23 protein-coding genes are annotated in these 25,348 nt (G+C 74.2%); 14 read left to right on the top strand and 9 right to left on the bottom strand.

From position 1 onward, the window contains the following. The first annotated feature begins 321 nt into the window (after window positions 1-321). From ABZY31_RS13310 to ABZY31_RS13295, 4 genes are all read left to right on the top strand, one after another. Window positions 322-906 carry a suppressor of fused domain protein gene (locus ABZY31_RS13310; RefSeq protein WP_356408744.1) on the top strand — a complete coding sequence of 195 codons (585 nt, stop codon included), beginning with the start codon at window positions 322-324 and terminating at the stop codon, window positions 904-906. Window positions 907-1,013: 107 nt separating this feature from the next. After that, the gene (locus ABZY31_RS13305) at window positions 1,014-1,688 is read left to right on the top strand and encodes a DUF6758 family protein (protein ID WP_356408741.1); all 675 of its coding nucleotides are present in this window, start codon (window positions 1,014-1,016) and stop codon (window positions 1,686-1,688) included. A gap of 141 nt (window positions 1,689-1,829) precedes the next feature. Then, on the top strand, window positions 1,830-2,702 hold the full coding sequence (locus ABZY31_RS13300) for a PHP domain-containing protein (RefSeq protein WP_356408739.1): 873 nt from the start codon (window positions 1,830-1,832) through the stop codon (window positions 2,700-2,702). A gap of 130 nt (window positions 2,703-2,832) precedes the next feature. Next, on the top strand, window positions 2,833-3,438 hold the full coding sequence (locus ABZY31_RS13295; protein ID WP_356408737.1) for a MarC family protein: 606 nt from the start codon (window positions 2,833-2,835) through the stop codon (window positions 3,436-3,438). A gap of 104 nt (window positions 3,439-3,542) precedes the next feature. Here ABZY31_RS13295 and ABZY31_RS13290 read toward each other — a convergent pair whose 3' ends face one another. The 3 genes from ABZY31_RS13290 to ABZY31_RS13280 form a co-directional block, all read right to left on the bottom strand. After that, window positions 3,543-3,695 (bottom strand): hypothetical protein, encoded by a 153-nt coding sequence (locus ABZY31_RS13290; protein ID WP_356408734.1) that lies wholly within the window; start codon window positions 3,693-3,695, stop codon window positions 3,543-3,545. Between the two features lie 85 nt (window positions 3,696-3,780). Then, complete coding sequence (locus tag ABZY31_RS13285) at window positions 3,781-4,656, bottom strand: alpha/beta fold hydrolase (RefSeq protein WP_356408731.1); 876 nt, start codon at window positions 4,654-4,656, stop codon at window positions 3,781-3,783. Window positions 4,657-4,814: 158 nt separating this feature from the next. Further along, window positions 4,815-6,797 (bottom strand): DEAD/DEAH box helicase, encoded by a 1,983-nt coding sequence (locus tag ABZY31_RS13280; protein WP_356408728.1) that lies wholly within the window; start codon window positions 6,795-6,797, stop codon window positions 4,815-4,817. Between the two features lie 494 nt (window positions 6,798-7,291). Between ABZY31_RS13280 and ABZY31_RS13275 the strand changes: the two genes are divergently transcribed. Next, entirely contained in the window at window positions 7,292-8,050 is a 759-nt protein-coding gene (locus ABZY31_RS13275; protein WP_356408725.1) for a ferritin-like fold-containing protein, read from the top strand. Window positions 8,051-8,126: 76 nt separating this feature from the next. Here ABZY31_RS13275 and ABZY31_RS13270 read toward each other — a convergent pair whose 3' ends face one another. From ABZY31_RS13270 to ABZY31_RS13255, 4 genes are all read right to left on the bottom strand, one after another. Further along, the gene (locus tag ABZY31_RS13270; RefSeq protein ID WP_356408722.1) at window positions 8,127-8,423 is read right to left on the bottom strand and encodes a hypothetical protein; all 297 of its coding nucleotides are present in this window, start codon (window positions 8,421-8,423) and stop codon (window positions 8,127-8,129) included. A 122-nt stretch (window positions 8,424-8,545) separates the two neighbouring features. Continuing rightward, window positions 8,546-8,773, bottom strand: coding sequence for a DUF3107 domain-containing protein (locus tag ABZY31_RS13265; protein ID WP_356408719.1), 228 nt, complete (start codon window positions 8,771-8,773; stop codon window positions 8,546-8,548). Between the two features lie 137 nt (window positions 8,774-8,910). After that, window positions 8,911-9,552 carry a TetR/AcrR family transcriptional regulator gene (locus tag ABZY31_RS13260; RefSeq protein WP_356408716.1) on the bottom strand — a complete coding sequence of 214 codons (642 nt, stop codon included), beginning with the start codon at window positions 9,550-9,552 and terminating at the stop codon, window positions 8,911-8,913. A gap of 159 nt (window positions 9,553-9,711) precedes the next feature. Further along, a complete protein-coding gene (locus ABZY31_RS13255) occupies window positions 9,712-9,927 on the bottom strand; it encodes a hypothetical protein (protein ID WP_356408713.1) in 216 nt (71 codons plus the stop codon). Between the two features lie 166 nt (window positions 9,928-10,093). Between ABZY31_RS13255 and ABZY31_RS13250 the strand changes: the two genes are divergently transcribed. From ABZY31_RS13250 to moeZ, 7 genes are all read left to right on the top strand, one after another. Next, window positions 10,094-11,083, top strand: a complete 990-nt coding sequence (locus ABZY31_RS13250; protein ID WP_356408710.1) for an alpha/beta fold hydrolase — start codon at window positions 10,094-10,096, stop codon at window positions 11,081-11,083. 6 nt (window positions 11,084-11,089) lie between these two features. Continuing rightward, complete coding sequence (locus tag ABZY31_RS13245) at window positions 11,090-12,586, top strand: DUF3152 domain-containing protein (RefSeq protein ID WP_356408708.1); 1,497 nt, start codon at window positions 11,090-11,092, stop codon at window positions 12,584-12,586. A 206-nt stretch (window positions 12,587-12,792) separates the two neighbouring features. After that, window positions 12,793-14,364, top strand: coding sequence for a DUF3492 domain-containing protein (locus tag ABZY31_RS13240; RefSeq protein ID WP_356408706.1), 1,572 nt, complete (start codon window positions 12,793-12,795; stop codon window positions 14,362-14,364). After that, window positions 14,361-15,482 (top strand): hypothetical protein, encoded by a 1,122-nt coding sequence (locus ABZY31_RS13235; protein WP_356408703.1) that lies wholly within the window; start codon window positions 14,361-14,363, stop codon window positions 15,480-15,482. Before ABZY31_RS13240 ends, ABZY31_RS13235 begins: the two co-directional genes overlap by 4 nt. A 77-nt stretch (window positions 15,483-15,559) precedes the next feature. Beyond that, the gene (locus ABZY31_RS13230) at window positions 15,560-16,555 is read left to right on the top strand and encodes an NAD-dependent epimerase/dehydratase (protein WP_356408700.1); all 996 of its coding nucleotides are present in this window, start codon (window positions 15,560-15,562) and stop codon (window positions 16,553-16,555) included. Then, complete coding sequence (locus tag ABZY31_RS13225; RefSeq protein WP_356408697.1) at window positions 16,543-17,307, top strand: spherulation-specific family 4 protein; 765 nt, start codon at window positions 16,543-16,545, stop codon at window positions 17,305-17,307. The genes ABZY31_RS13230 and ABZY31_RS13225 overlap by 13 nt, the downstream gene beginning before the upstream one ends. Window positions 17,308-17,388: 81 nt before the next feature. After that, window positions 17,389-18,567: an adenylyltransferase/sulfurtransferase MoeZ gene (gene moeZ / locus ABZY31_RS13220; protein ID WP_356408694.1), complete on the top strand. Its 1,179-nt coding sequence runs from the start codon at window positions 17,389-17,391 to the stop codon at window positions 18,565-18,567. 67 nt (window positions 18,568-18,634) lie between these two features. Here the strand turns inward: moeZ and ABZY31_RS13215 are convergent, their stop codons facing one another. Both ABZY31_RS13215 and ABZY31_RS13210 read right to left on the bottom strand, forming a co-directional pair. Further along, window positions 18,635-20,188, bottom strand: a complete 1,554-nt coding sequence (locus ABZY31_RS13215) for an alpha/beta hydrolase (RefSeq protein WP_356408691.1) — start codon at window positions 20,186-20,188, stop codon at window positions 18,635-18,637. Between the two features lie 85 nt (window positions 20,189-20,273). Next, a complete protein-coding gene (locus ABZY31_RS13210) occupies window positions 20,274-23,183 on the bottom strand; it encodes a lysylphosphatidylglycerol synthase transmembrane domain-containing protein (protein WP_356408688.1) in 2,910 nt (969 codons plus the stop codon). Window positions 23,184-23,323: 140 nt separating this feature from the next. Between ABZY31_RS13210 and ABZY31_RS13205 the strand changes: the two genes are divergently transcribed. Together ABZY31_RS13205 and ABZY31_RS13200 are read left to right on the top strand one after the other, a co-directional pair. Then, on the top strand, window positions 23,324-23,671 hold the full coding sequence (locus ABZY31_RS13205; protein WP_356408685.1) for an MGMT family protein: 348 nt from the start codon (window positions 23,324-23,326) through the stop codon (window positions 23,669-23,671). Window positions 23,672-23,926: 255 nt separating this feature from the next. After that, window positions 23,927-25,348: ATP-dependent helicase (locus tag ABZY31_RS13200; RefSeq protein ID WP_356408682.1), on the top strand; the 1,422-nt coding region annotated here is incomplete at its 3' end.

The following is a 25,348-nucleotide window of genomic DNA, read 5'->3' as shown; positions in this document are numbered from 1 at the left end:
CGCGGCTGCGGGCCACGCGGACGGGAGACCCTCCGCCTCTGCGAGCAGGCGGAAGGAAGCAGGACGGGAGGAAAGTTTCTGCCGTCGCTCTTCAGCTCAAAGGGGGCGGGAGGCGCCCGTGGAAGAGCGGTTGGTACTGCACGATCGACTTCGATCCATTGCAGCCCCACCTCCTCCGGCCGGTCCCCCTTGGGGGAAGTCCTGTCACCGGGCATGCATCCACGCTTCTGCGTGTGGCCCCGGCCAGCGGTCCACAGTAACAGCCGACGGATGGTCAAGAGCCTGCCTTTACCCCTGCGATAGGAGTTCTATGCTCGCTCCATGGCAGATCTTCTGGCACTTGTCGAAGCGCGGCTGCGCACCGCGCTGGGTGAGCCCGACGCCCGCGCCGCCGTCACCTTCCTCGGCACCGACCGCATCGAAGTGCTCCGCTTCGCCGACGGCGACCTGGTGCGCTACGCGACCCTCGGCATGTCGGCGCAGCCGATGGGCGACCCGACCGTGGTGGTCTCGGACCCGGTCCGCGGGCCGCGTGCCGAACTGGTCCTGACCGTGCGGGCGGGGGTGGTCCCGACCGACCAGGTGCTCCGCCCGCTCGCGGTGCTCGGGGCCTCCCCGCAGGTCGAGGGGCTCGTGGTGTCGCCGGGGGCCTCGCTGGACGTGGGCGAACCGCTGTGGGCCGGGGCGCCGTTCACCTCCGTCCTGGTCGCCGAGCCCGGCGGGCTGGTGGAGGACCTGGAGCTGGCGGAGCCGATGGATCCGGTGCGGTTCCTGCCGCTGCTGCCGATGACCTCGAACGAGGCCGCCTGGAAGCGGGTGCACGGCGCGGCCGCGCTCCAGGAGCGCTGGCTCGCGCGCGGCACGGATCTGCGGGATCCTCGGCGTACCTCGGTGCCGCTCGACTGAACGCGCCCGACTCCGTGGACTGGGAGCGGCCACCGGGGGTAGGGATGGACTCCGGACGGGTGATCGTCCCTTGACGCGGCGGCGGACGGGGAGGAGCGTGGCTCTGTATGAGGGGCGAACCGAGTTGCCCGAAATGCGGTGCCCGGGTCAGGGCGCCCGGTCTTTTCGCCGACTCCTGGCAGTGCTCGGTGCACGGCGCCGTCCACCCCCTGCAGCCCGTCATCCCGCCCAGCGTCGAGGGTCTCGGCGTCGTGGTGCACCGCACGCACGTGCCGGTGTGGATGCCGTGGCCGCTGCCGGTCGGCTGGCTGTTCACCGGGGTCGCGGCCGCGGGGGACGACCGTAGCGGAGGGCGGGCCAGCGCCGTCGCGTGCTCCGGGCCGGGCCCGCTGGGCGGCATGGGTGAGCTGCTGCTGGTCGCCGAGGAGCTGGGCGTGGGCCTGGGCGCGCGGTACGCGGGCATCGACGGGCCCGACCCGGGCCCCTTCATGAACGTATCGGCTCCGCCGCACGCCAAGGTGGTGGCCGCGGGGCGGCCGACCCCGATGTGGCACGTCACCGGCGCGCCGGACGACCGGGCCGTCTTCGCGGGCGAGGCGCGCGGACTGTGGCTGTGGGCCATCGTGTGGCCCGAGCAGTCCGGACTGCTGATGTACGACGAACTGGTGCTGACCGATCTGCGCGACGCGGGCGCCGAGGTGGAACTCGTGCCTTGCGGGGCGCTGAGCCCCCGGATCCTGGGCGGGACGGGCGGGGCCGCCGGAGCGACGGGAGCCGGCTGAGCCGCCCGGCCCGTCGGCGCGCGCCCGTCCTGCGCCGCGCGCCGCGCCCGTACCCACGCCCGTCAAGCCTTGGCCAGAACAGGACCCCCGGCCCGGTTATCCTGGGGTGCCCCCCGTCCGTCCGATCCCTGGAGCCCTGCCGTGCGCATCGACCTGCACGCCCACTCCACGGCATCCGACGGTACGGACACCCCCGCCGAGCTGGTCCGCAACGCGGCCGCCGCCGGGCTGGACGTCGTCGCGCTGACCGACCACGACACCGTCGGCGGCTACGCCGAGGCGATCGCGGCGGTGCCGGCCGGGCTCACCCTGGTCACCGGCGCCGAGCTGTCCTGCCGGCTCGACGGCGTCGGGCTGCACATGCTGGCGTACCTCTTCGACCCGGCCGAGCCCGAGCTCTTCCGAGAGCGGGAACTCGTACGGGACGACCGGGTGCCGCGCGCGCGGACGATGGTCGGCAAGCTCCGGGACCTCGGGGTCCCCGTCAGCTGGGACCAGGTGGCCCGGATCGCGGGCGACGGCTCGGTCGGCCGCCCGCACATCGCCGCGGCGATGGTGGAGGCGGGCGTCGTGGCCAGTGTCTCGGACGCCTTCACCCCGCAGTGGCTGGCCGACGGCGGCCGCGCGTACGCCGGGAAGCACGAGCTGGACCCCTTCGAGGCGGTCCGGCTGGTCAAGGCGGCCGGCGGGGTCACCGTCCTCGCCCACCCGCTCGCCGTCAAGCGCGGCCGGTGCGTGCCGGAGAGCGCGATAGCCGAGCTGGCGGCCGCGGGCCTGGACGGCGTCGAGGTCGACCACATGGACCACGACCCCGCCACGCGCGCGCGGCTGCGCGGCCTCGCGGGCGAGCTGGGCCTGCTGACGACGGGCTCCAGCGACTACCACGGCAGCCGCAAGACCTGTGGTCTCGGGGAGTACACGACCGATCCCGAGATCTACGGCGAGATCACCCGCCGGGCGACCGGGGCGTTCCCCGTGCCCGGCGCGGGCGGACGCGGCCGCACCGGCGCGTAAGCGCCCCCGTACGCCTGCCGCGCGCTCTCCGCTCTCCGGACCTCCCCGGCCGTGAGACCGGTCCCGCGCGCCCGCGTACGCCCCACACCCCCTCACACCCCTCTTCTCCTGCAAGGCGCAAGGCATCACTGTGTTCGATCTCGCCGTCTTCGGCTCCCTCTTCCTCACCCTCTTCGTCATCATGGATCCCCCCGGGATCACGCCGATCTTCCTGGCGCTGACCTCCGGCCGCCCCGCCAAGGTGCAGCGCCGGATGGCCTGGCAGGCGGTGTGCGTCGCCTTCGGCGTGATCGCCGTCTTCGGCATCTGCGGTCAGCAGATCCTCGACTACCTGCACGTGTCGGTGCCCGCGCTGATGATCGCGGGCGGTCTGCTGCTCCTGCTGATCGCCCTCGACCTGCTGACCGGCAAGACCGACGAGCCGAAGCAGACCAAGGACGTCAACGTCGCCCTGGTGCCGCTGGGCATGCCGCTGCTGGCCGGGCCGGGCGCGATCGTCTCGGTGATCCTGGCGGTGCAGAAGGCCGACGGGTTCAGCGGGCAGGTGTCCGTCTGGTCCGCGATCATCGCGATGCACGTGGTGCTGTGGATCACCATGCGCTACTCGCTGGTGATCATCCGCGTCATCAAGGACGGCGGCGTGGTGCTGGTGACCCGGCTGGCGGGCATGATGCTCTCCGCGATCGCGGTCCAGCAGATCATCAACGGCGTGCTCCAGGTGGTCCACAACGCCTGAGCCGCGGTGCGGGCGGTCCCGCCCGCTCGCGCACCGCACATGCGAACGCCCCCGGACCGGTCACGGTGCGGGGGCGTCGTGCGGGTGCGGCGGTGTGTTCGCCGTCAGGAGGCCGCGGACTCGAACGGCCGGATGAGGATGCGCTGGCCGATGGACGCGGCCTGCTGCACGATCCGGTTGACGGAGGCCGCGTCCACGACGGTGCTGTCCACGGCACTTCCGTAGACGTCGTCCAGGCGCAGAATCTCGAAGCGCATCGGCTTCTCCCTTCGTCGGTGATCTCCTTGCATGTGTTCCAACGAAGTGTAGGAGGCAAACATTCCCTACGCTAAGGAAATTTTTTCACTTGCTAAGGATTGACCCGTCGAACTCTGCCCAGAAGGCGCTCAGCGCCCGGGCGGTGGCCGCCGGATCCTCCGCGGCGGGGGAGTGCTCGGTCCCCGCGATCAGCGCCCGCCGGGCCGCCAGCCGCACGGCCATCGCGTCCAGCCACGGCACCGGCCACGCGTAGTCCACGGCCCCCGACAGCACCAGCTTCGGCAGCGCCACCGCGGCCAGCTCCGCCACCCGGTCGGGCTCGGAGATCAGGATCCGCCCGGTCGCGATGAGCTGCTCCGGCACGGTCGCCAGCCAGCGCTCCCGCAGGAACTCCGTCAGCTCGACGGCGTCCGGCGCGGCGCCTTCGGGGTCCTGGGCGCGCATGGCCGCCCATACGGCGGGCATGTCGTCCCGCAGCATCTCCAGCGCCGCCACCAGCAGCTTCGTACGGTCCTGCTGGACCGGGTCGATGGCGGCGGGCCCGCTGCTCATCAAGGTGAGCGAGGCGAAGGGGGAGGCGTCGCGCAGCACGGCCTCGCGCGCGATCAGCCCGCCCAGCGAATGGCCGACCAGGTGCACCGGGCGCTCGGCGGCGCCCAGGGCGGCCGCCTGGGCCAGTAGGTCCCGTCCCAGCTCGGACAGGGTGTAGGCGGCCTCGTCGCGCGGCCCGGCGCTCTCGTACTGCCCGCGCCCGTCCACCGCGACGACCCGGTACCCGGCGCTCGCGAGCGGGTCCAGCACCCCGATGAAGTCCTCCTTGCTCCCGGTGAACCCGGGGACCAGCAGGGCGGTGCCGCGCAGTGGCTCACCCGCCTCGTGCACGGCGAAGGCGCCGCGGCCGGTGCTCAGGGACCGGGCGCGGGCGCGGGGCGGCAGGGTGAGGCGCGGCGGCTTGCTCATGGCCAGAGGTTACCGGCCCGTACCCGCCCCCGCCCGGCCGCTCGCCCGGCTGCTCCGCCAGGCCGTCCCGGGGTCGTCGGGCCGCGGGGGGCCCGGATACGGGAACGGCCCCGTCCCCCCTGGAGCGGGGGACGGGGCCGGCCGGTGGAGCGGGTGCCTTACGCCTCGGGGGCGGCGGCGGCCTTGCGGGTCCGGGTGCGCTTCGGCTTGACCGGAGCGTCCTCGGGGGCCGGCACGGCGGCGTCGGCGGCCGGAGCGGCCTCGGCGGCCTTGCGGGTCCGGGTGCGCTTCGGCTTCACGGGAGCCTCATCGGCCACCGCGACCGCGTCCGGGGCCGCGACGACGGCTTCGGCGGCCGGAGCGGCTTCCGCGGCCTTGCGGGTCCGGGTGCGCTTCGGCTTGACCGGAGCCTCCTCGGCCACCGCGACGGCCACGGGGGCGTCGACCGGGGCGGCGGGCGCCTCGACCACGGCGGCCTTGGCGACGGTCCTGGAGGCCGACCTGGCGGGCGTACGGGACGCCGGCGCCGAGCTGCGCGGCGGGCGGGCCCGGCGGACCGGGGCCGGCTCGACGAGCGGGGCCATCTGGAAGTCCGGCTCCGGCGCGGCCGGGACGAACGGAGCGAGCGGTTCGAGACCGGCCACGGTGGACGACGTGGGCGCGGCGGCGGGCGCCGAGCCACGGGTCCGGCGGCGGCGCGGCCTGCGCGGCTCGTCGGCGGCCGGGGCCTGCGGGGCCTCGGCGACGGGAGCGGCCACGGCGGCCGGAGCCGCCTCGGCGACCGGAGCGGCCACGGCCCCGGAGTCCACGGCCACGGCGCCCTCGGCGTGCTCGGCACCGCCGCGGGTGCGGCGGCGCTGACGCGGCGTACGGGTCCGCTCGGGACGCTCCTCGGTCACCGGAGCGGCGGTCGCGGCCGGGCCGCGGCCGCCTCGGCCACCGCGGCCGCCGGTCTCGCCCAGGTCCTCGACGTTCTCGGCCTTCAGGCCGGCCCGCACGCGCTCGGAGCGCGGCAGGACGCCCGTCGTGCCGGCGGGGATGTTCATCTCCTCGAACAGGTGCGGAGACGTGGAGTACGTCTCGACCGGGTCGTGGAAGTCCAGCTCCAGCGCCTTGTTGATCAGCTGCCAGCGCGGGATGTCGTCCCAGTCGACCAGGGTGACGGCGATGCCCTTCTTGCCCGCGCGGCCGGTGCGGCCGACGCGGTGGAGGAAGGTCTTCTCGTCCTCGGGCGTCTGGTAGTTGATGACGTGGGTGACGCCCTCGACGTCGATGCCGCGGGCGGCGACGTCGGTGCAGACCAGGACGTCGACCTTGCCGTTGCGGAACGCGCGCAGCGCCTGCTCGCGCGCGCCCTGGCCCAGGTCGCCGTGGACGGCGCCGGAGGCGAAGCCGCGCTTCTCCAGCTGCTCGGCGATGTCGGCCGCGGTGCGCTTGGTGCGGCAGAAGATCATCGCGAGCCCGCGGCCCTCGGCCTGCAGGATGCGGGAGACCAGCTCCGGCTTGTCCATGTTGTGCGCGCGGAAGACGTGCTGCGCGGTGTTGGCGACGGTCGCGCCCTCACCGTCCTCGGAGACGGCGCGGATGTGCGTCGGCTGCGTCATGTACCGGCGGGCCAGGCCGATGACCGCGCCCGGCATGGTCGCCGAGAACAGCATGGTCTGGCGCTTCGGCGGCAGGTAGCTCATGATCCGCTCGACGTCGGGCAGGAAGCCCAGGTCGAGCATCTCGTCGGCCTCGTCCAGGACGAGCGCCTTGATGTGCGACAGGTCGAGCTTCTTCTGCCCGGCCAGGTCCAGCAGGCGGCCCGGGGTGCCGACGATGATGTCGACGCCCTTCTTGAGCGCCTCGACCTGCGGCTCGTACGCGCGACCGCCGTATATGGCGAGGACGCGGACGTTGCGGACCTTGCCCGCGGTCAGCAGGTCGTTGGTCACCTGGGTGCACAGCTCGCGGGTCGGAACCACCACGAGGGCCTGCGGCGCGTCGGTCAGCTCGTCCGGCCTGGACCGGCCGACCTCGACGTCGGCGGGAACGACGACCCGCTCCAGCAGGGGAAGGCCGAAACCGAGCGTCTTGCCGGTACCGGTCTTGGCCTGGCCGATGACGTCCGTGCCGGTGAGGGCGACGGGGAGGGTCATCTCCTGGATCGGGAAGGGGGACACAATGCCGACGGCCTCAAGGGCTTCGGCCGTCTCGGGGAAGATCCCGAGGTCTCGGAACGTAGTCAGGGTGCTGCCTCTTCTGTGAGACGCGGCCCGAGGCGGCGAAGGGGGTCGTACCGTGCCAGGCTTGCAGTACTGCTGTGTACGGAAGCTGCGCGGGACCACGGGCCTTCGCTCAAGCGCTCATGCCGCTGAGGGGGCCCCTCGTGGGCGATGCGCATGAACGCACACACCACGCCGAGGGCGGTCGGGGTTGGAGCCGATCGGGCCACCGACCGGGCATCCTCATTGGGACGGCCCGCCGAGTGTTCGGCAGGCGCAATACCACTGTACCCCGGAATCGCGCAGCTGTGTCGGGTGAATTCACCAGGTCGACACCGACGCGCAGGTGGCGGGCGCGCCGCGGGGGCCGGTTCCCGTGCGGCGGCCACGTGGTTCCGGCGGGGTCCGAGCGGGCTATTGTGCGGTGCATGTCGACCGTAGAAAACGCATCGCCCGCCGGAGCCGACGGCCCCGGCGCGTCCGCCGGGATCGCCGCCCAGAACTGGTCCGAGGCCGCCGCCTCGCCGCAGTACCGGGCGGCCGTCGTGGACCTCCTCGGCGCCCTCGCGTACGGAGAACTCGCCGCTTTCGAGCGACTCGCGGAGGACGCGAAGCTCGCGCCCACCCTCGACGACAAGGCCGAGCTGGCGAAGATGGCGTCCGCCGAATTCCACCACTTCGAGCGGCTGCGGAACCGGCTCGCGCAGATCGACGTCGAGCCGACCGGTGCCATGGAACCCTTCGCGAAGGGCGTCGACGACTTCCACCGCCAGACCGCGCCGTCGGACTGGTTGGAGGGCCTGGTCAAGGCCTACGTCGGCGATTCCATCGCCAGTGACTTCTACCGCGAGGTCGCCACCCACCTGGACACCGACACCCGCGCCCTGGTGCTCGCGGTGCTCGACGACACCGGCCACGGCGGTTTCGCGGTGGAGAAGGTGCGCGCGGCGATCGAGGCCGACCCGCGCTGCGGCGGCCGGCTCGCGCTGTGGGCCCGGCGCCTGATGGGCGAGGCGCTGTCGCAGGCGCAGCGCGTGGTCGCCGAGCGCGACGCGCTCTCGACCATGCTCGTCGGCGGCGTCGACGGAATGGCGGCGGGCTTCGACCTCGCGGCCGTCGGCGAGATGTTCGCCCGGATCACCAAGGCGCACACCAAGCGCATGGCGGCCCTGGGTCTCGCGGCCTGACCGCCGCGCCACGCCGTACGACCGGTGGCCCCGGAGCGCGATCGCGCTCCGGGGCCACCGTCACGAGCGCCGCCGCTCAGCCCGTCGGAACCGAAAACGGAGTCCGGCGGGACCGCCTGCCGGGCCGGCCGGCGGGCCGGAGCAGCAGGGACAGGACGACCGCCGACACCAGCACGCCACCGAGGAAGGTCGCGGTCGGCGTGGAGTGTCCCGGGCCCAGCGCGTAGTGCGTGAGGTACGAGCCGAACAGCGCCCCCAGTACCCCGCTGACCAGCACGGACCGGGACGAGGGCAGGCGCCTCGGGAGCAGTCTGAGAGCGCCCGCGGCCAAGGCGAGACCGAGCAGAGCCGAGCCGAGCGCTTCCAGCAGCATGATGAGGTCCCTCCCACAGGTCAGGGCAAACCAGGTCACAGCCCTCCTACCCGAAGCGGAAGACACAGAAACGGCCCGGTGGGGTCAACCACCGGGCCGTTCCGTTAGGTTCTCTTCGCTCCTCAGAGCGCGCCGAAGCCCACCTTGCGGCTGCTGGGCTCGCCCAGGTCGACGTACGACAGGCGGTCGGCCGGCACCAGGACCTTGCGGCCCTTGACGTCGGTGAGGCTGAGCAGCTGCGTCTTGCCGGACAGTGCGTCGGCGACGATGCTCTCAAGCTCGTCGGCGCTCAGGCCGCTCTCCAGCACGATCTCCCGGGGTGCGTGCTGCACGCCGATCTTGACCTCCACGGCTATGTCCCTCCGACGATCCGGTTAGCGCGATCACCGCGCCGTACTCGCCCCCACCCTAGCCCGCGAACGCGACGCGAATGGCGTACACCGGACACGCTGGCAGCGAACAGTGCCCCGGAGCGCGGGCCGCCGGCTCAGTGGCCGTCGGCGGCGTGCAGGGGGAAGCCCGCGATGCCCCGCCAGGCCAGCGAGGTCAGCAGGCCGACCGCGGTGTCCCGCTCGACCGGGCTGGAACTGGACAGCCAGTACCGGGCCACGACCTGCGAGACGCCGCCCAGCCCCACCGCCAGCAGCATCGACTCGTCCGTCGACAGGCCGGTGTCCTCGGCGATGACCTCCGAGATCGCCTCGGCGCACTGGAGGGAGACCCGGTCGACCCGTTCGCGCACGGACGGCTCGTTGGTCAGGTCGGACTCGAAGACCAGCCGGAAGGCGCCGCCCTCGTCCTCGACGTACGCGAAGTACGCGTCCATCGTCGCGGCCACGCGCAGCTTGTTGTCGGTCGTGGACGCGAGCGCGGTGCGCACCGCCAGGAGCAGCGACTCGCAGTGCTGGTCCAGGAGGGCCAGGTAGAGGTCCAGCTTCCCGGGGAAGTGCTGGTAGAGCACCGGCTTGCTGACGCCCGCACGCTCGGCGATGTCGTCCATCGCCGCGGCGTGGTAGCCCTGGGCGACGAACACTTCCTGGGCCGCGCCCAGGAGCTGGTTGCGTCGGGCTCGGCGCGGCAGTCGGGTGCCCCGCGGGCGCGCCGCCTCGGTCTGCTCGATGGCTGTCACGCCGCCTCCCACTTTCTCTCGGAACCCTGCGACGCCGTGCGCCGCGCCCGCCATCGTACTTTTCGGTAACCGATAGCGGGGGGTCCCGGCCGAGTTTTCTCGCGGTACGGACGGCCGGGAGCGCCGCTGGTCAGCCCGGGTCGGCCGGCGCCGGCCCGGTCAGCGGTAGTCGTCCTCGTCCAGGGCCACGACCCGCGCCTGCTCCGCGGCGTCACCGTCGGCGGCCTCGGCGGGGTCCGCCGCGATGACCGGGTCGTCGTCGAGGGGGGCCAGTTCGGTGCGCTGCTCCGCGGCGTCCGCCTCCGGGGCCTCGGGGCCGGGCGCCTCCCCCAGCTGCTCCTGGAAGGTGTCCGGTTCCGAAGGGTCGACCGTCATCTCAGTCTCCTTGTGTGGGCGTCCGTTGCTCCTGCGCCGTCTACCCCGTCGCGTCGGGCCCATGACCTCCTCCATCGAGCGTAGAAGCCCGCGGGTCCCGGCGCTATGCGGGTCTGTGACGGCGAACACACGATTCCGGACGTGATCCTCTCGTAACATTGCGCCCATGTCTTCGACCGAGCTGCCAGGTGTACGGTCCACCGCCGAGCCGTCGCCCCTGGCGGGGGCCGTCCGCGTGGCCGAGGGGGAGCAGCTGCGCAGCGCCGCGCTGCCCGGGCTGACCCTGACGGTCAGGTCCCGGCCACCGGCGCGCGAAGGACTCCCGGCCGCCCTCTTCGTGCACGGGCTCGGCGGCTCCTCGCAGAACTGGTCCGCGCTGATGGCGCTGCTGGAGGACACCGTCGACGGCGAGGCCCTCGACCTCCCCGGCTTCGGGACCTCGCCGCCGCCCGCCGACCGCAACTATTCGGTCACCGCGCTGGCCCGCGCGGTCATCCGCCACCTCGACGCCGCGGGGCGGGGGCCCGTCCACCTCGTCGGGAACTCGCTCGGCGGCGCCGTCAGCACCCGGGTCGCCGCGGTGCGGCCCGACCTGGTCCGCACGCTGACGCTGATCTCGCCCGCCCTGCCCGAACTGCGGGTGCAGCGCTCCGCGGTGCCGACCGCGCTGCTCGCCGTACCGGGAGCGGCGTCCCTGATCGCGCGCCTCACACGGGACCTGACGGCGCAGCAGCGCACCCGCGGGGTGATGGGACTCTGTTACGGAGACCCCGCGCGGGTGACGGCCGAGGGGTTCCGGCACGCGGTCGAGGAGACGGAGCGGCGGATGCGGCTCCCCTATTTCTGGGAGGCGCTGGCCCGTTCCTCGCGCGGAATCGTGGACGCCTACACGCTCGGCGGACAGCACGGGCTGTGGCGTCAGGCCGAGCGGGTGCTCGCACCGACGCTGCTGGTCTACGGTGGCAGGGACCAACTGGTCTCGTACCGCATGGCGCACAAGGCGGCGGCCTCCTTCCGGGGCTCGCGGCTGCTGTGCCTGCCCGAGGCCGGGCACGTGGCGATGATGGAGCACCCCGAGGTCGTGGCAACGGCCTTCCGGGACCTGCTGCGTGACGCCGGGCAGAGCGAAGAACGAGACGAAGACGGCAGAGGCTGAGCACCGGTGGGACGACATAGTCGCAAGGACTCCGCTCCTCCCCGCCCGGTCCACGGGGACCCGGGCCGCCCGGAGCAGCCCGCACGCCCGGACGCCACGGCCGCGGCCGTCGCCACCGGGCCCGGCCGGCGGCACCGGCCCGAGCCGACCGCCACCCATCAGGGGTACGTGAACCAGAGCGCGCCCGGTGCGCGCGCGGGCCACCCCGAGATCCGCGAACCCGGGGGAGCGTACGGCGACTGGCGCGCCGCACCCCGCAGCCATCCCGCGCAGGGCCACGCCCCGGCGCAGGGCCACGCCCCGGTGTCGGGCCAGGCCCCCGAGCAGGGTCACACCCCCGCGCAGGGCCACGCCCACGCGCCGGGGAACGCCTCCGCGCCGGATTCCGGTTACGCGTCGGCCGACCCGGCGTCCGGGTACGCGCCCGCGGACGCCGGATCCGGCTACGCGCCCCCCGTCCCCGACGCCGCCGCGGCGTACGAGGCCGCCGTCGCGATGGCCGCCGCCGTGTTCCCCGGGGACGCCCCGCCCATCGAGGAGGTGCCCCTGCGGGCGACGGCCCCCGCCGCGGACACCCCCGTCACCTCCACCGGTTCGCACCGCCGGGTGCCCCCGCCCCGCCGCGGTCCGTTCGCGCCCCGCGGGGGGAAGCCCGGAGCGACCCGGGGCCGCAGGGTCCGTACGTACACGGGCATCGCGGCCGCCGCCGTCACCACCGTGCTCGCCGTCGTCGTGGCGGGCCAGGTCGCCGGCGACGACACGGCCGACCGCATCGGCGTGCGCGCCAGCGGGGAGGCCGGGCACGACCGCGCCGCCCCCGGCCAGTCCGCCGCCTCCCGCTCCGACGGCCGCGCGACGCCCGACGCGCCCGCGGTGGGCGCCGGGCAGCCGGTGGTGGTCAAGACGTACGACCAGAAGATGGCCGAGGTCCACCCGATCGCCGCGAACCTCGCCGGACCGGGCACCTTCGACACGGTCGGGACCGCCGCCCCGGCCCCCGGCAAGGGCCGCCTCATCCGCTACCGGGTCGAGGTGGAGCAGGGCCTCGGGCTGGACGCCGACCTCTTCGCCGAGGCCGTCCACCGCACCCTGAACGACCCGCGCAGCTGGGCCCACGACGGCGACATGACCTTCGAGCGGGTCCCGTCGGGCGAGGCCGGGTTCGTCATCACCCTGGCCAGCCCGGGCACCACCGGGGTCTGGTGCAAGAAGTCCGGGCTCGACACCACCCAGGACAACGTGTCCTGCGATTCCGCTTCCACCGAGCGGGTGATGATCAACGCCTTCCGCTGGGCGCAGGGTTCGCCGACGTACGGGCAGGACCAGATGTTCGCCTACCGCCAGATGCTCATCAACCACGAGGTCGGGCACCGGCTCGGACACGACCACGAGAGCTGCGGGACCCCCGGCGCGCTCGCGCCGATCATGCAGCAGCAGACCAAGTCCCTCGACATCGACGGCATCTCCTGTAAGCCCAACCCCTGGGTGTACCCCACCGGTTGAGCCTTCCGGCGGCGCACCGCCGCACGCCTCCCCGACGGTCCTAGCGCGGTCGAACGCGAACCGTACGGGAAAGTTACGACTCTTCACCCCTTCCGGTGGCGCGATGGACAACCGTCCGTCGCGCCTTCGGCATATCCGCTTGAGTTCTCGCGGCGGGTCACCGGACCGACGGAGGCCGCCTGAACGGGAGATCGGGGGTGCCACTCGTGCGGATCGCACTGCTCACGGAAGGCGGTTATCCGTATGCGACGGGCGAAGCGAGGCTGTGGTGCGACCGGCTGGTGCGCGGGCTCCCGCAGCACGAGTTCGAGCTGTACGCGCTGAGCCGCAGCGCCGGGCAGGAGGAGAGCGGCCGGGTGCCGCTGCCCGACCACGTCACCCGCGTGCGGACGGCGCCCCTGTGGGCCCCCGGGGACGACGGCCGGACGTACTCGCGGCGCGAACGCCGCCGGTTCGCGGCCTGTTTCACGGACCTGGTGCGCGGGATCTGCGCCGCCGGTGACGAGGACTTCGCCGCCGGGCTGTACGGGCTCGCCGAACTCGCCCGGGACCAGGGCGGCCTGTACGCGGCCGTCCGCTCCGAGACCGCGGTCCGGGCTGTCGAGTCCGCCTGCCGGGCACCGGGCGCGAGCGGTGCCGTCCAGGGCGCCCGGGTGCCCGACCTGCTCGCCTTCGTCGACGAGCTGGAGCGCGCGCTGCGCCCGCTCAGCCTGGACTGGTACGAGGAGCTCGGCGCCGTCGACATCTGCCACGCCGCGGCGGGCGGGTCGGCCGCCCTGCCCGGACTGGTGGCCAAACGCTTCTTCGGGGTGCCGCTCCTGGTCACGGAGTACGGCGTGCAGCTGCGGGCGCACTACCTGGAGCACACCGCGGAGCGCCCGGCGCTGCGGGCCCTGCTCGGCGCCTTCCAGGTCCGCCTCGCCACCGAGATCTACGCCCGCGCGGACCTGCTGACCCCCGGCAACGCGCACGCCCGGCGCTGGCAGGAGCGCTGCGGCGCCGGCCGCGAGCGGCTGCGGACGGTCTACCCGGGGATGGAGGCGGACCGATTCGCCACCGTCGGCGAGGCCGCCGACCACGGCGACCCGGCCACGCTGGTGTGGGTGGGCCGGATAGAACCGGCCAAGGACCTCATCGCGCTGCTGCACGCCTTCGCGGAGGTGCGGCGGGCCGAACCGGGCACCCGGCTGCGCGTCTTCGCGACCGCGGCGGCGCCGGGGTACCTGGCCGACTGCCGCTCCCTGGCGGCCCAGCTCTTCCCGGACGAGGCGGCGAACGCGCTGACGGTCGGCGAGAGCCCCGTCACCTTCGAGGAGATCGGCGGCCCGGAGGCACCCGCCCTGGCCGACGCCTACGGCTGCGCCCCCGTCACCGTGCTCTCCTCGGTGGTCGAGGGCTTCCCGATCCGGCTCGTGGAGGCCATGTTCTGCGGCCGGGCCACGGTCTCCACCGACGTGGGCGCGGTGTGCGAGGTCATCGGCGGCACCGGACTGGTGGTCCCGCCGCGCAACCCCCGTGCCCTCGCGGACGCCTGCCTGACGCTGCTGCGCGACCCGGAACGGGCCCGGCGGCTGGGGGCGGCGGCCCGGGCGCGGGCCCTGGAACTGTTCACCGTCGAGCAGAACGTGGCCGCCTTCCAGCAAATCTACCTCCAGCTGATCGCCGGCGGCGCGGCCTGCCCGCCCGCGGACGCCCCCTTCACCCATCCGCCGGAGGCCCGCGTGCCGGGCCACTGGACCACCCCGACGTGGGCCCCCTCCCCGGAGGCGACGGTATGACGACCCACCCGGACACCGCCCCCTCCCTCTTCGACCTGGCCCGGCGCCCGGTCCTGGTCCCGGCACCCGGCCCCGGCCCGCTCGCGGACGGCCCGGACCGGGAAGCGCCCGCTCCGTCGGCCGAGACCACCCTCGTGCTCCGGCTCGCGCCCGCCCCGGCGGACGAGGCGCGGGAGGCATCGCAGGAGGTACCGAGCGAGCCGTCGGGGGAGCCCGCGCCGCCCGCTGCCGCCCGGACCGGCGCCCCGGCCGTCACCGGCCGGCGCCGGGGGAGCGGGGATCCCGTCAAGGCGCTCATGCACCGCCACCGGGAGCTGTGCGAACGGGCCGTCGACCCGCTGGAGATCGCCGCCGGTCTGGAGGCCCACGGGATCACCGACCGGACCGCCGCGCGGTTCCGCCACCGTGACGTGTTCTCCCTGGCCGAGGAGCTGTACGCCCGGGTCCCGCGCGACGAACCGGCCGCCGCCGCCCGGGCCGCGGCTCCCGCCGGGACCGGCGCGGCGGACCTGCGGGGGGCGGCGTACGCGCTGGTCCCCGGCGCGCTCGCGCTCGGCGCCGCCCTGCTCGCCGGCCCCGCCCCCTGGGTGGCCGCCCTCGCCGTGGCGCTCACCGTCGCGGGCCTGGCCCGGCCGCGGACCGCCGGGCGCCGCCCGTCCCGGGTCGCGCCGCTGCTCGCCGCCGCGGCCACCGGCTACGCCGTGTACCGCCTCGGCGCGCCGCTGGGGGTCGGGCTCGCGCTGGCGGCCGCCCCCGCGCACTGGTGCGACGCGGCCTTCGCGGCCCGCGCGCGCCGCCGCCTCACCGGGAGCCGGGCGCTGGACGACTTCGCGGCGGGGGCCCGGCCGCTGCTGGTCGCGGCGGTGGCCTGCTTCACCGTGCTGGCGGCCGTCCCGCTCGTCCTCGTCGGAGCCCCGCTCGCGGTGGCCCTGCCCCTCGCGGTGCTCCTCTTCCTCACCCGGCTGCTGGTCCGCCACACGCCGCACCGGGTTCCGGCGGCCCTCGCACTCGCGGTGACGCTGATCCCGTACCCGCTCGCCGCGGCGGCCGCCGCCGCAGGGCTGCTCGTCCACGCCACGGTCGCGCTCTCCCGGGCGTCCGCCCACGCGCGCGCCTGACCGCGCCACCAGACCTGACCGCGCCAACAAGGAGAAACAGACATGACCGGCCAGCCAAACGACCACGGGGCCGCGCGATGAGGGTGCTGCTGATCGGAGCCAACGGCTACCTCGGCCGCTACGTCGCGGACCGGCTGCTCGCCGACCCCGCGGTCCAGCTCACCGCGCTCGGCCGCGGCGACGACGCGGACGTCCGCTTCGACCTCGCCACCGGCAGCCCGGGCGCGCTCACCCGGTTCCTCGACGCCGTCCACCCGGGCGTCGTCATCAACTGCGCGGGCGCCACCCGCGGCGGTGCCCGCGAGCTGACCCGGCACAACACCGTCGCCGTCGCGACGGTCTGCGAATCGCTGCGCCGCAGCGGCTGCGGGGCCCGGCTGGTGCAGCTCGGCTGCGCGGCCGAGTACGGGCCCAGCCAGCCCGGATCGTCCACGGCCGAGGACGCCGTGCCGAGACCCGGCGGGCCGTACGGCGTCAGCAAGCTCGCCGCCACCGAACTCGTCCTCGGCTCCGGCCTGGACGCGGTCGTGCTGCGGGTGTTCTCGCCCGTCGGGCCCGGCACCCCCGCCGGCTCGCCCCTCGGCCGGCTCGCCGAGGCGATGCGCCGCGCGATGCAGGCCGGGGACTCGGAGCTGAAGCTCAGCGGGCTCGGCGTACAGCGCGACTTCGTCGACGTGCGGGACGTGGCGCGGGCCGTGCACGCGGCCTCGCTCTCCGCCGCGCAGGGCGTCGTCAACATCGGCACCGGCCGCGCGGTCCGGCTGCGCGACGCGGCCGCCGTACTGGCCCGGGTCGCGGGCTACGGCGGCGCCATCCACGAACTCGACGGACCCCAGCAGCCGCACGCGCACCCCGGCCGCCCCCCGGGCCTGGCCGCGATCGGCTCGCCGCGCGCCGAGGCCACGGCCGAGCAGCTGGCCGCCGCCCCGCCGCCGTACCCGTACCCGGACGGCTGCGGCACCTGGCAGCAGGCCGACGTCCGCACCGCCCGCGACCGGCTCGGCTGGCGCCCCCGGATCAACCTGGAGGAGTCGCTGGCGGACATCTGGATGGAGGCGGCGTGCCGCATCTGACCACGCCGCCCGGGGAGCGGCGGGCCGCCACCGGGTCCGGCCGCCTCGGCCTCGGGGTCCCCGGGTACGGGCACCCGCTGGTCGCGCCCGCCGAGTGGGCCGAGCTGTCCAGGCCCGGCACCCCGCTGCACTGGGCCGTCCTGAACGTGGCGGGCGGCCCCGGCCAGCGGCCCGACCCGCACTGCTCGCAGGCGGCCGTCCGGTTACGGGAGACGGGCGCCGCCGTCCTCGGGCACCTGGCCCTGCGGGGCGGCGAGCGCTCCTTCGGCGAGCTGATCTCCGACGCCCACCGCTTCGTCGACTGGTACCGGGTCGGCGGTTTCTACCTGGCCGACGCCCCCGCGGGCCGGGCCGGGCTGGCCGCCGTGCGCAAGGTGACGGACACCCTGCGCACGCTCGGGACCGGCGGGAACGTCCCGCACCTGGTGCTCGGGCACGGCACGCACCCCTGCGAGGGCTACACCGAGACCGCCGACCAGCTGGTCACCTTCTCCGGGAGCTGGGCCGACTACCGCTGGTCGCAGGTGGCGGAGTGGACGGCGGACCACCCGCCGGAGCGGTTCTGCCACTTCGTGCACGGGGTCCCGCGCTCGCACCTGGAGGAGGCCGTGCGGGTCGCGCGCTGGCAGGGCGCGGGCACGATCTGGCTCACGGACCGGCTCGGAACGCGTGCCGGAAGCGACCCCTGGGCCTCGATGCCCGGGTACTGGGACGAAATCGTCTCGCGCATCGGGACGAGTGTCTCGGAATGAAGTGGGCCGTGGCAGTGTTGCGGAACAGAACAACACGTCAATGCTCCCCGCCGGTGCGGGGATGACCCGCCTGGAGTGCCCGTGTCGCTGCCACCCCTGGTAGAGCCAGCTGCTGAGCTCACCGTTGACGAGGTCCGTCGGTACTCCCGCCACCTGATCATCCCGGACGTCGGGATGGACGGGCAGAAGCGCCTGAAGAACGCCAAGGTGCTCGCGGTGGGCGCCGGCGGCCTCGGTTCCCCCGCCCTGATGTACCTGGCCGCGGCCGGCGTCGGCACGCTCGGCATCGTGGAGTTCGACGAGGTCGACGAGTCGAACCTGCAGCGCCAGATCATTCACAGCCAGGCGGACATCGGCCGCTCCAAGGCGGAGTCGGCGCGCGACAGCGTGCTCGGCATCAACCCGTACGTGAACGTCGTCCTGCACGAAGAGCGGCTCGAAGCCGAGAACGTGATGGAGATCTTCAGCCAGTACGACCTGATCGTCGACGGCACGGACAACTTCGCCACCCGCTACCTGGTCAACGACGCCTGCGTGCTGCTCAACAAGCCGTACGTCTGGGGCTCGATCTACCGCTTCGACGGCCAGGCCTCGGTCTTCTGGTCCGAGCACGGCCCGTGCTACCGCTGCCTCTACCCGGAGCCGCCCCCGCCGGGCATGGTCCCCTCCTGCGCCGAGGGCGGCGTGCTGGGCGTGCTCTGCGCGTCCATCGGCTCCATCCAGGTCACCGAGGCCATCAAGGTCCTGACCGGCGTCGGCGAGTCGCTGGTCGGCCGCCTGATGATCTACGACGCCCTGGAGATGCAGTACCGCCAGGTCAAGGTCCGCAAGGACCCCGACTGTGCGGTGTGCGGGCCGAACGCGACCGTCACCGAACTCATCGACTACGAGGCCTTCTGCGGCGTCGTGTCCGAGGAGGCCCAAGAGGCGGCGGCCGGTTCGACGATCACTCCCAAGCAGCTCAAGGAGTGGATCGACAACGACGAGCCGATCGAGATCATCGACGTCCGCGAGGTCAACGAGTACGAGATCGTCTCGATCCCCGGCGCGAAGCTGATCCCGAAGGGCGAGTTCCTGATGGGCACCGCCCTCCAGGACCTGCCCCAGGACAAGCGGATCGTCTTGCACTGCAAGACGGGTGTCCGCAGTGCGGAAGTCCTCGCCGTCCTGAAGTCCGCGGGCTTCGCGGACGCGGTGCACGTCGGCGGCGGCGTCATCGGCTGGGTCCACCAGATCGAGCCGGAGAAGCCCGTCTACTGAGCACGACACGACCGGGCACGACGCGAAAGGGGCTCCGCCGCATGCGGCGGAGCCCCTTTCGCGCGGTTCAGGCCGCCGTGCACACGGCCTTGGCCGCCGGGACCTTCCCGTCCAGCAGGTAGGCGTCCACCGCCTTCTGCACGCACGCGTCGCCGCTGTTGTAGGCGCCGTGCCCCTCGCCCTTGTAGGTCAGCTCCACGCCGACCCCCGGGCCGAGCCGCTCCACCATCTTGCGGGCGCCCTCGTACGGGGTCGCCGGGTCGCCCGTGTTGCCGATCACCACGATCGGCGCGGCGCCCGGAGCGCTCACGTCCGGGGTGTCGAAGGCGCCCTTGACCGGCCAGTCCGTACAGCCGAGCAGGCCCCAGCCGAGGAAGTCGCCGAAGACGGCGGACGCGGAGCGGAAGGCGGGGAGCTTCGCCTTCGTCTGCGCCAGGGTGTAGCGCTCCTTGGAGTCCGCGCAGTTGATCGCCGTGTTGGCCGAGCCGATGTTGTTGTACGTGCCCTTGGGGTCACGGCCGTTGAGCGCGTCCGACATCACGAGCAGCAACTGCCCCTGGCCGCCCTCGGCCTCGTCCAGACCCTGCTCCAGCAGGGGCCACCCCTCCTTCGAATAGAGGGCGTAGGCGATCCCGTTGGTCGCGGCCGAGGCGGTGAGGGGGCGGCCGCCGACGCCCTCGATGGGCCGGGCGTCCAGCGCCTTCTGGAGCTTCACGATGTTCGCGTCGATCTCCTTGGCGGTGCTGCCCTGAAGACGGCAGGCGTCCCCCCGGTCCACGCAGTCCTGCTCGAAGTTGCCGAGGGCCAGCTGGAAGCCCTTCGCCTGGCCCAGCGAGCCCTCCTCCGAGGTCTTTGTCGGGTCGACGACCGCGTCGAAGACGGCCCGGCCGACGTTCTTCGGGAAGAGGTGGGCGTAGACCCCGCCCAGCTCGGTGCCGTAGGAGATGCCGAAGTAGTGGAGCTTCTCGTCGCCCAGCGCCTGGCGGATCCGGTCGAGGTCGCGGGCCGCGTTCTCGGTGCCGACGTGGGGGAGGAGCTTGCCGGAGTTGCGGACGCAGCCGTCGCGGTACGTCCTGATCCCCGCCAGGTATGCCTGCTCCTCGGCCGGGGTCTCGGGGGTGTTGTCGGCCGCGTAGTAGCGGTCCAGCTGGGCGTCGCTCTCGCAGAGCACCGGGGCGCTGCGGCCGACCCCGCGCGGGTCGAAGCTGACCAGGTCGTAGCGGGCGCGCAGGGCCGCGTACTCCTTGGCCGCGCCCGGCAGGGCGGCGACGCCGGAGCCGCCCGGGCCGCCGAAGTTGAAGACGAGGGAGCCGATGCGGGAGCCCTGGGGGCCGGTGGCCTTGGCGCGGATCAGGGCGAGGGGGAGGGTCTCGCCACCGGGCTTGGCGTAGTCGAGCGGGACGTCGAGAGTGGCGCACTCCCAGTCCTTGCCGGGCGGCTGGCCGACGCCCTGGGCGGCGGAGGGGGCGGGGCAGGCGGCCCAGGCGGGGGCCGCCTGGGCCCCCGGGGCGTTCTCCTTGCCCCTGGTGCTCTGCTCGCTCCCGCCGCCGGAGCAGGCGCCGGTGGCGAGCAGCGCGACGGCGAGGGCGGTGGCGGCGGTGACCCGCGGGGCGTTGGGCATGCCACCATCCTGACCCGCCCGCTCACCCGCCGCCCGCGCCGTGGTCCGTTCGGGTTCCGCCCCGGGCCCCGCCCGGGGGCGGTGACTAGATCGCTTCCTTGCGCGTGAGGTAGTTGAACGAGATCCACCCCGGCAGCACCGGCAGCCAGAAGGTGCACAGCCGGAACAGCAGCACCGCCGAGATGGCGATCTCCTTCTCCAGGCCGGCGGCGATCAGACCGAGGGTCAGCGTCGTCTCGACCGCGCCCACACCGCCCGGCGTCGGCGCCGCCGAACCCAGCGCGTTGCCCGCGAGGAAGACCACCGCGATGCTCGCCAGGCTCAGCGCCTCGCCGCCGCCGAAGGCGCGGACCGAGGCGTCCAGGCACATCACGAAACAGGCCGTCAGCAGCAGCATCCCGCCGATGCCCGTGACCAGCTTCTGCGGCCGCTGGAGGATGTCCAGCATGCGCGGCACCACCCCGGCGAACAGCGCCCGTACCCGGGTCGCCACGAACTTCCGCAGGAACGGGATCGCGGTCACCACCAGCACCAGCACCGCGACCGTCAGCAGTCCCGCGATGACCGCCCGGGAGGGGGTCATCTGCGTGGTGTTCTCGGTCCCGGTCAGATAGCCGAACGACAGCAGCAGCAGGACGTGGCTCGCCAGCCCGAACAGCTGCGACGCGCCCACGCTCGCCACCGCCAGCCCGGGCCGCACTCCCGAGCGCTGGAGGAAGCGCGTGTTCAGCGCGACGCCGCCGACCGCCGCCGGAGCGACCAGCTTCACGAAGGAACCGGCCAGCTGAGCGCACACGGTCCGCAGGAACGGCACCCGCTCGGGGACGAACCCCAGCAGGCTCATCGCCGCCGCGAAGTAGGTCAGCCCCGAGAAGGCGAGGACCACCCCGACCCAGCCCCACCGCGCCGACCCGAAGGTGGTCGCGAAGTCGACCTGGGTCAGCTGCGAGAGCAGGAAGTACGCCGCCACCGCGCCCGCGATGAAGGACACCAGCGTGCGCGGTCTGATCCGCTCCAGCCGGGCGGGCTCGACCGGCGCCTGCGGACGGATCAGCAGCACCTGCCGGCGGATCTGGCTGAGCAGGTCCTCCTCGCGCGCCTCGTCGAGGGCCTCGTCCAGCGCCCGCTTCTCGGCCTTGCGCTCCGCCTTCGACTCGGCCTTGGACTCCGCCTTGGAGGAGCGCCGCGCGGCCGCGTCGGCCTCTCGCTCCGCCTCGCGCTGGGCCTTCGCCAGCCGCGAGCTCTCCAGGACGGCCTCCCGCTCGCGGGTCGAGCGCTCCCGCGCCATCCGGCGCAGCGTGGCCCGGGTGGAACGGCTCAGCGCGATCGGCTGGAGCAGCGGCAGGCAGTCCGCCACCGCGTCCGGGCCCAGGACCTCCAGTGCCGAGGCCACCGACCGCTGCGCACCGACCCGCAGGCCGATGGTGGTCAGGAGCTGCGCGATGTCCATCCGCAGCACCAGGTCGCCGGCCGCGATCTCACCGCCGCGCAGGTCGGTGAGGATGACGTTGCCAAAACGATCCACCACGAGGGCGTCCCCGGTCAGCCGCCGGTGCGCGATCCGGCGCGACTGCAGGGCCCGTACCTGCTCCCACGCGTTGCGGCTCAGCTCGTCGGTGATCTCCTCGTCCGCGAGCGAGTCCAGGGTCCGGCCGCCCAGGTGCTCGTACACGAGCATCACGGCGTCCGGGCCCAGCTCGGAGGTGGCGATCAGCCGGGGCGCGTTCGCCCCGGCGGCGATCGCCGCGTACGCGAGCAGGGCCTCCTGCTCCAGCGCCTGCCGCAGCGACTGCAGGCTGCGCCGGGTGGTGATCCCGCGCAGGGTGAGCCGCCGCCAGACCCGGTAGAAGAAGCCCTGGGCCTGCTGCTCGCGGTCCACGACGGTGACGTCCAGCGCCGGCCCGTCCGCCAGGGTGACGTGGTAGCGGCGCCCGCGGTCGCTCTGCTCCGCGGAATCCTTGCCCTCGGGGGCCTCCGGCACCTCGGCGCGCGTCGCGCTGACCGGCTGGAAGCCGACCCGGCGCAGGCCCGCGAGGAGGTTCTGGCCGGTGGGCCGGACGTTGGGGGAGCCGACGGCGTAGAGCGTGCCGTAGGCGACCGTCCAGCCGATGAGCACGGTGAGGATGATCGAGAAGGGGGTGGTGTAGCCGCCGACGAGCATCGCGAAGGCGTCGAGGAGCAGGACCGCCCACAGCGCCACGCGCCAGCGGGGTCTGCGGGTCATCCCGACGGCGGTCATGTACGCGATGACGGGCGCGAGGTAGCCGTGGACCGGATCGGTGAGCACCTCGCCGATGCCGGTGGGGCGGGTCAGGGCCTCCTGGATGGTGCCCGAGGCGGCGCGCGAGACCCAGAGGTCGATGGCGAGGGTCACGCCGTGGGCGAGGACGGCGGCGAGCACGCCGTCGGCGATGCGCAGGCCGTCGCGCTTGATGAGCCGTTCGATGGCGAAGGCGACCGGCACCAGCAGGATGGCGATGCTCGACACCAGCCCGGCGACCTTGATCAGCAGGTCGGGGGCCTGGCCGGTGCCCTTGTTGATGTCCGCTTCGAGACCCACGGTGGTGCCGTGGGCGAAGGCCGCGATGCCGAGGACGACGGCGATGCCGAGGATGCCGACGAGCAGCCGGACCAGGTCGGAGGGGCGGTGCACGCGGGCGGCGAGCAGCGGCTCGTCGACCTCGACCCGGTCGGCGTCGGGCCCGGGACCGGTGGGGTGCGGAGCGGGACCGGCGGCGTCCGGAGCGGCGGCGTCCGGTACGGGGGCGTGCGGAACGGCGGCGTCCGGTGCGGGGGCGTGCGGGCGCGCGGAACCGGCGGCGCCGTCCGCTCGCGCCGTGCCGTCCGCCGTCGTGCGCCCGGCGCCGGAGCCGGCGGCCGGGTCGCCGCCGGGGAAGCCCGCGCCGGGGGAACCGGGGGGCCCCGGGGGCCCCGGTGCGCCTTCCGGACTGCTCTCGGGAGGGCTCACACCCTGCTCCTTCGCCGTCACGTCCATCTCTTCTTGATCACGTATCACCTGTCACCGCCCGGAAGATGGTGGCACGGCGGAGCGGGGGCGCGGGGCAGCAGGGTGCGCGTCCCGCCGGACCCGACCGTTCCGCGAGGGCCGGGCCGGGGTGCGGCACGATGTGCCGCATGACCGATGAACCGGAGCTGCCGGAGTACGCGGAACGAGTCCTCGCGGTCGCCGAGGAGATTCCCCCCGGCCGGGTGATGACGTACGGGGACGTCGCCGAATGGCTCGGCGACGGCGGCCCGCGCCAGGTCGGGCGCGTCATGGCGCTCTACGGCGGCCCGGTCCCGTGGTGGCGGGTGGTCCGCTCGGACGGGACCCTGCTGCCCGGCAGCGAACTGCGGGCCCTGGCGCGCTACCGGGACGAGGGCACACCGCTGCGCGAGGCCTCCCGCGCCGCCGCCGGGCACGTACCGCGCCTCGACATGAAACGCGCGCGCTGGGACGGACACCGGACGGCGGACGGTTGACGTCCGGCCGGGCCGGGCCGTCGGCGCCGCAGCCGGCCGGATCCCGGGCCTCGGCCCGGGCGTGTGCAGGGTCACACCTGCCAGCTTCCGCCATCGGACGCCCGGGCGGGCGCTCGCAGGCCCGTACGGGGGACGCGGGGCCTCCGGGGCGACTGCGCGCGTCCCCCCGCTTGCCGTAGCGTTGAGCCTTCGCCTCCGCCGCGGAACCCGCCCCGCGCACCCACGACCCCAGACCCACCAGGACCGGCACCCCACGTGATCAGCTCTCCTTCGGACCGTCGTACGCGGGCCCCGCACGCGTACCGGCTGGTCCGCGGCGGACCGGCGCAGGCGGATCCCCCTGTCCTGGACGCAGCGCAGCGGGCCGTGGTTGACCACGCGGCGGGACCGCTGCTCGTGCTGGCCGGACCGGGCACTGGCAAGACGACGACGCTGGTCGAGGCGGTCGCCGCCCGGGTCGAGGCCGGCGCGGACCCCGCCCGCATCCTCGTCCTCACCTTCAGCCGCAAGGCGGCCGTGGAACTGCGCGACCGGGCCGCGCTGCGCCTCGGCGGGGCGCGCGCCCCGCAGGCCACCACCTTCCACTCCTTCTGCTACGGCCTGGTCCGCGCCCACCAGGACAGCGAACTCTTCACGGAACCGCTGCGGCTGCTGTCCGGACCCGAGCAGGACGTGACCGTACGAGCCCTGCTGGAGGGCCAGCGCACCCTGAAGTCGATCCACTGGCCCGACGACCTGCGGGCCGCGCTCACCACGCGCGGATTCGCCGACGAGGTACGGGCCGTGCTCGCCCGCAGCCGCGAGCTGGGCCTGGGGCCCGAGGCGCTCGACGCCTTCGCGTCCCGGACCGGGCGGCCAGACTGGAAGGCCGCCGCCGCCTTCCTCTCCGAGTACCTGGACGTCCTGGACATGCAGGGGACGCTGGACTACGCCGAGCTCCTGCACCGTGCGGTGCTCCTGGCCGAGCGCACCCCGGAACTGTCCGCGGCGTACGACGCGATCTACGTCGACGAGTACCAGGACACCGACGCCTCGCAGGTCCGGCTGCTGCGCGCGCTGAACGGGCCCGCGGGCACGCTGGTCGCCTTCGGCGACCCGGACCAGTCGATCTACGCGTTCCGCGGCGGTGACGTCAACGGCATCCTGGACTTCGCCTCGGCCTTCCCCGGGGCCGGGATCCGGTCCCTGACCGTGTCCCGCCGCTCCGGCGCCGCCCTCCTCGCGGCCACCCGGCTGCTCACCACCCGGATGCCGATGACGCGGCTCCCGGCCGCCGCGGTCCGGGCGCACCGGGAGCTGCGGGCCACGCGGGAGGGCGGCCGGGTGGAGGTCCATACCTACCCGACCTCCGCCACCGAGGTGGAGAACATCGCCGACATCCTGCGCCGGGCGCACCTCGAAGACGGGGTGCCGTGGCAGGACATGGCCGTCCTGGTCCGCTCGGGGGGCCGCACCCTGCCGCAGATGCGGCGTGCCCTGGTGGCCGCGGGCGTCCCCGCCGAAACCGACGGCGGCGACGCCCCCCTCCGCCACGAACCGGCCGTAACCCCCCTCCTCACCGCCCTCCGCACAGCGGCGACCCCGGGCTTGACCCCGTCTGCGGCTGCGCCGGACCAGGCAAATTCAGCCCCGCCGGCGTTTGCTGACCCCGCAGAACCGTCCCGAACACGTTCCGCT

This window comes from Streptomyces sp. NPDC006529 (assembly GCF_040611795.1).
In the GTDB taxonomy this organism is placed as follows: domain Bacteria; phylum Actinomycetota; class Actinomycetes; order Streptomycetales; family Streptomycetaceae; genus Streptomyces.
Note: the sequence above shows the minus strand (reverse complement) of the source record. Positions and strands in the feature narration are given on the sequence as shown.

Bases quoted from the DNA above. Each gene is read 5' to 3' on its own strand.
- ABZY31_RS13310 (WP_356408744.1), top strand. From the start codon at position 322: ATGGCAGATCTTCTGGCACTTGTCGAAGCGCGGCTGCGCACCGCGCTG.
- ABZY31_RS13305 (WP_356408741.1), top strand. From the start codon at position 1,014: ATGAGGGGCGAACCGAGTTGCCCGAAATGCGGTGCCCGGGTCAGGGCG.
- ABZY31_RS13290 (WP_356408734.1), bottom strand. From the start codon at position 3,695: ATGCGCTTCGAGATTCTGCGCCTGGACGACGTCTACGGAAGTGCCGTG.
- ABZY31_RS13285 (WP_356408731.1), bottom strand. From the start codon at position 4,656: ATGAGCAAGCCGCCGCGCCTCACCCTGCCGCCCCGCGCCCGCGCCCGG.
- ABZY31_RS13280 (WP_356408728.1), bottom strand. From the start codon at position 6,797: ATGACCCTCCCCGTCGCCCTCACCGGCACGGACGTCATCGGCCAGGCC.
- ABZY31_RS13275 (WP_356408725.1), top strand. From the start codon at position 7,292: ATGTCGACCGTAGAAAACGCATCGCCCGCCGGAGCCGACGGCCCCGGC.
- ABZY31_RS13270 (WP_356408722.1), bottom strand. From the start codon at position 8,423: ATGCTGCTGGAAGCGCTCGGCTCGGCTCTGCTCGGTCTCGCCTTGGCC.
- ABZY31_RS13255 (WP_356408713.1), bottom strand. From the start codon at position 9,927: ATGACGGTCGACCCTTCGGAACCGGACACCTTCCAGGAGCAGCTGGGG.
- ABZY31_RS13250 (WP_356408710.1), top strand. From the start codon at position 10,094: ATGTCTTCGACCGAGCTGCCAGGTGTACGGTCCACCGCCGAGCCGTCG.
- ABZY31_RS13235 (WP_356408703.1), top strand. From the start codon at position 14,361: ATGACGACCCACCCGGACACCGCCCCCTCCCTCTTCGACCTGGCCCGG.
- ABZY31_RS13230 (WP_356408700.1), top strand. From the start codon at position 15,560: ATGAGGGTGCTGCTGATCGGAGCCAACGGCTACCTCGGCCGCTACGTC.
- ABZY31_RS13215 (WP_356408691.1), bottom strand. From the start codon at position 20,188: ATGCCCAACGCCCCGCGGGTCACCGCCGCCACCGCCCTCGCCGTCGCG.
- ABZY31_RS13210 (WP_356408688.1), bottom strand. From the start codon at position 23,183: ATGGACGTGACGGCGAAGGAGCAGGGTGTGAGCCCTCCCGAGAGCAGT.
- ABZY31_RS13205 (WP_356408685.1), top strand. From the start codon at position 23,324: ATGACCGATGAACCGGAGCTGCCGGAGTACGCGGAACGAGTCCTCGCG.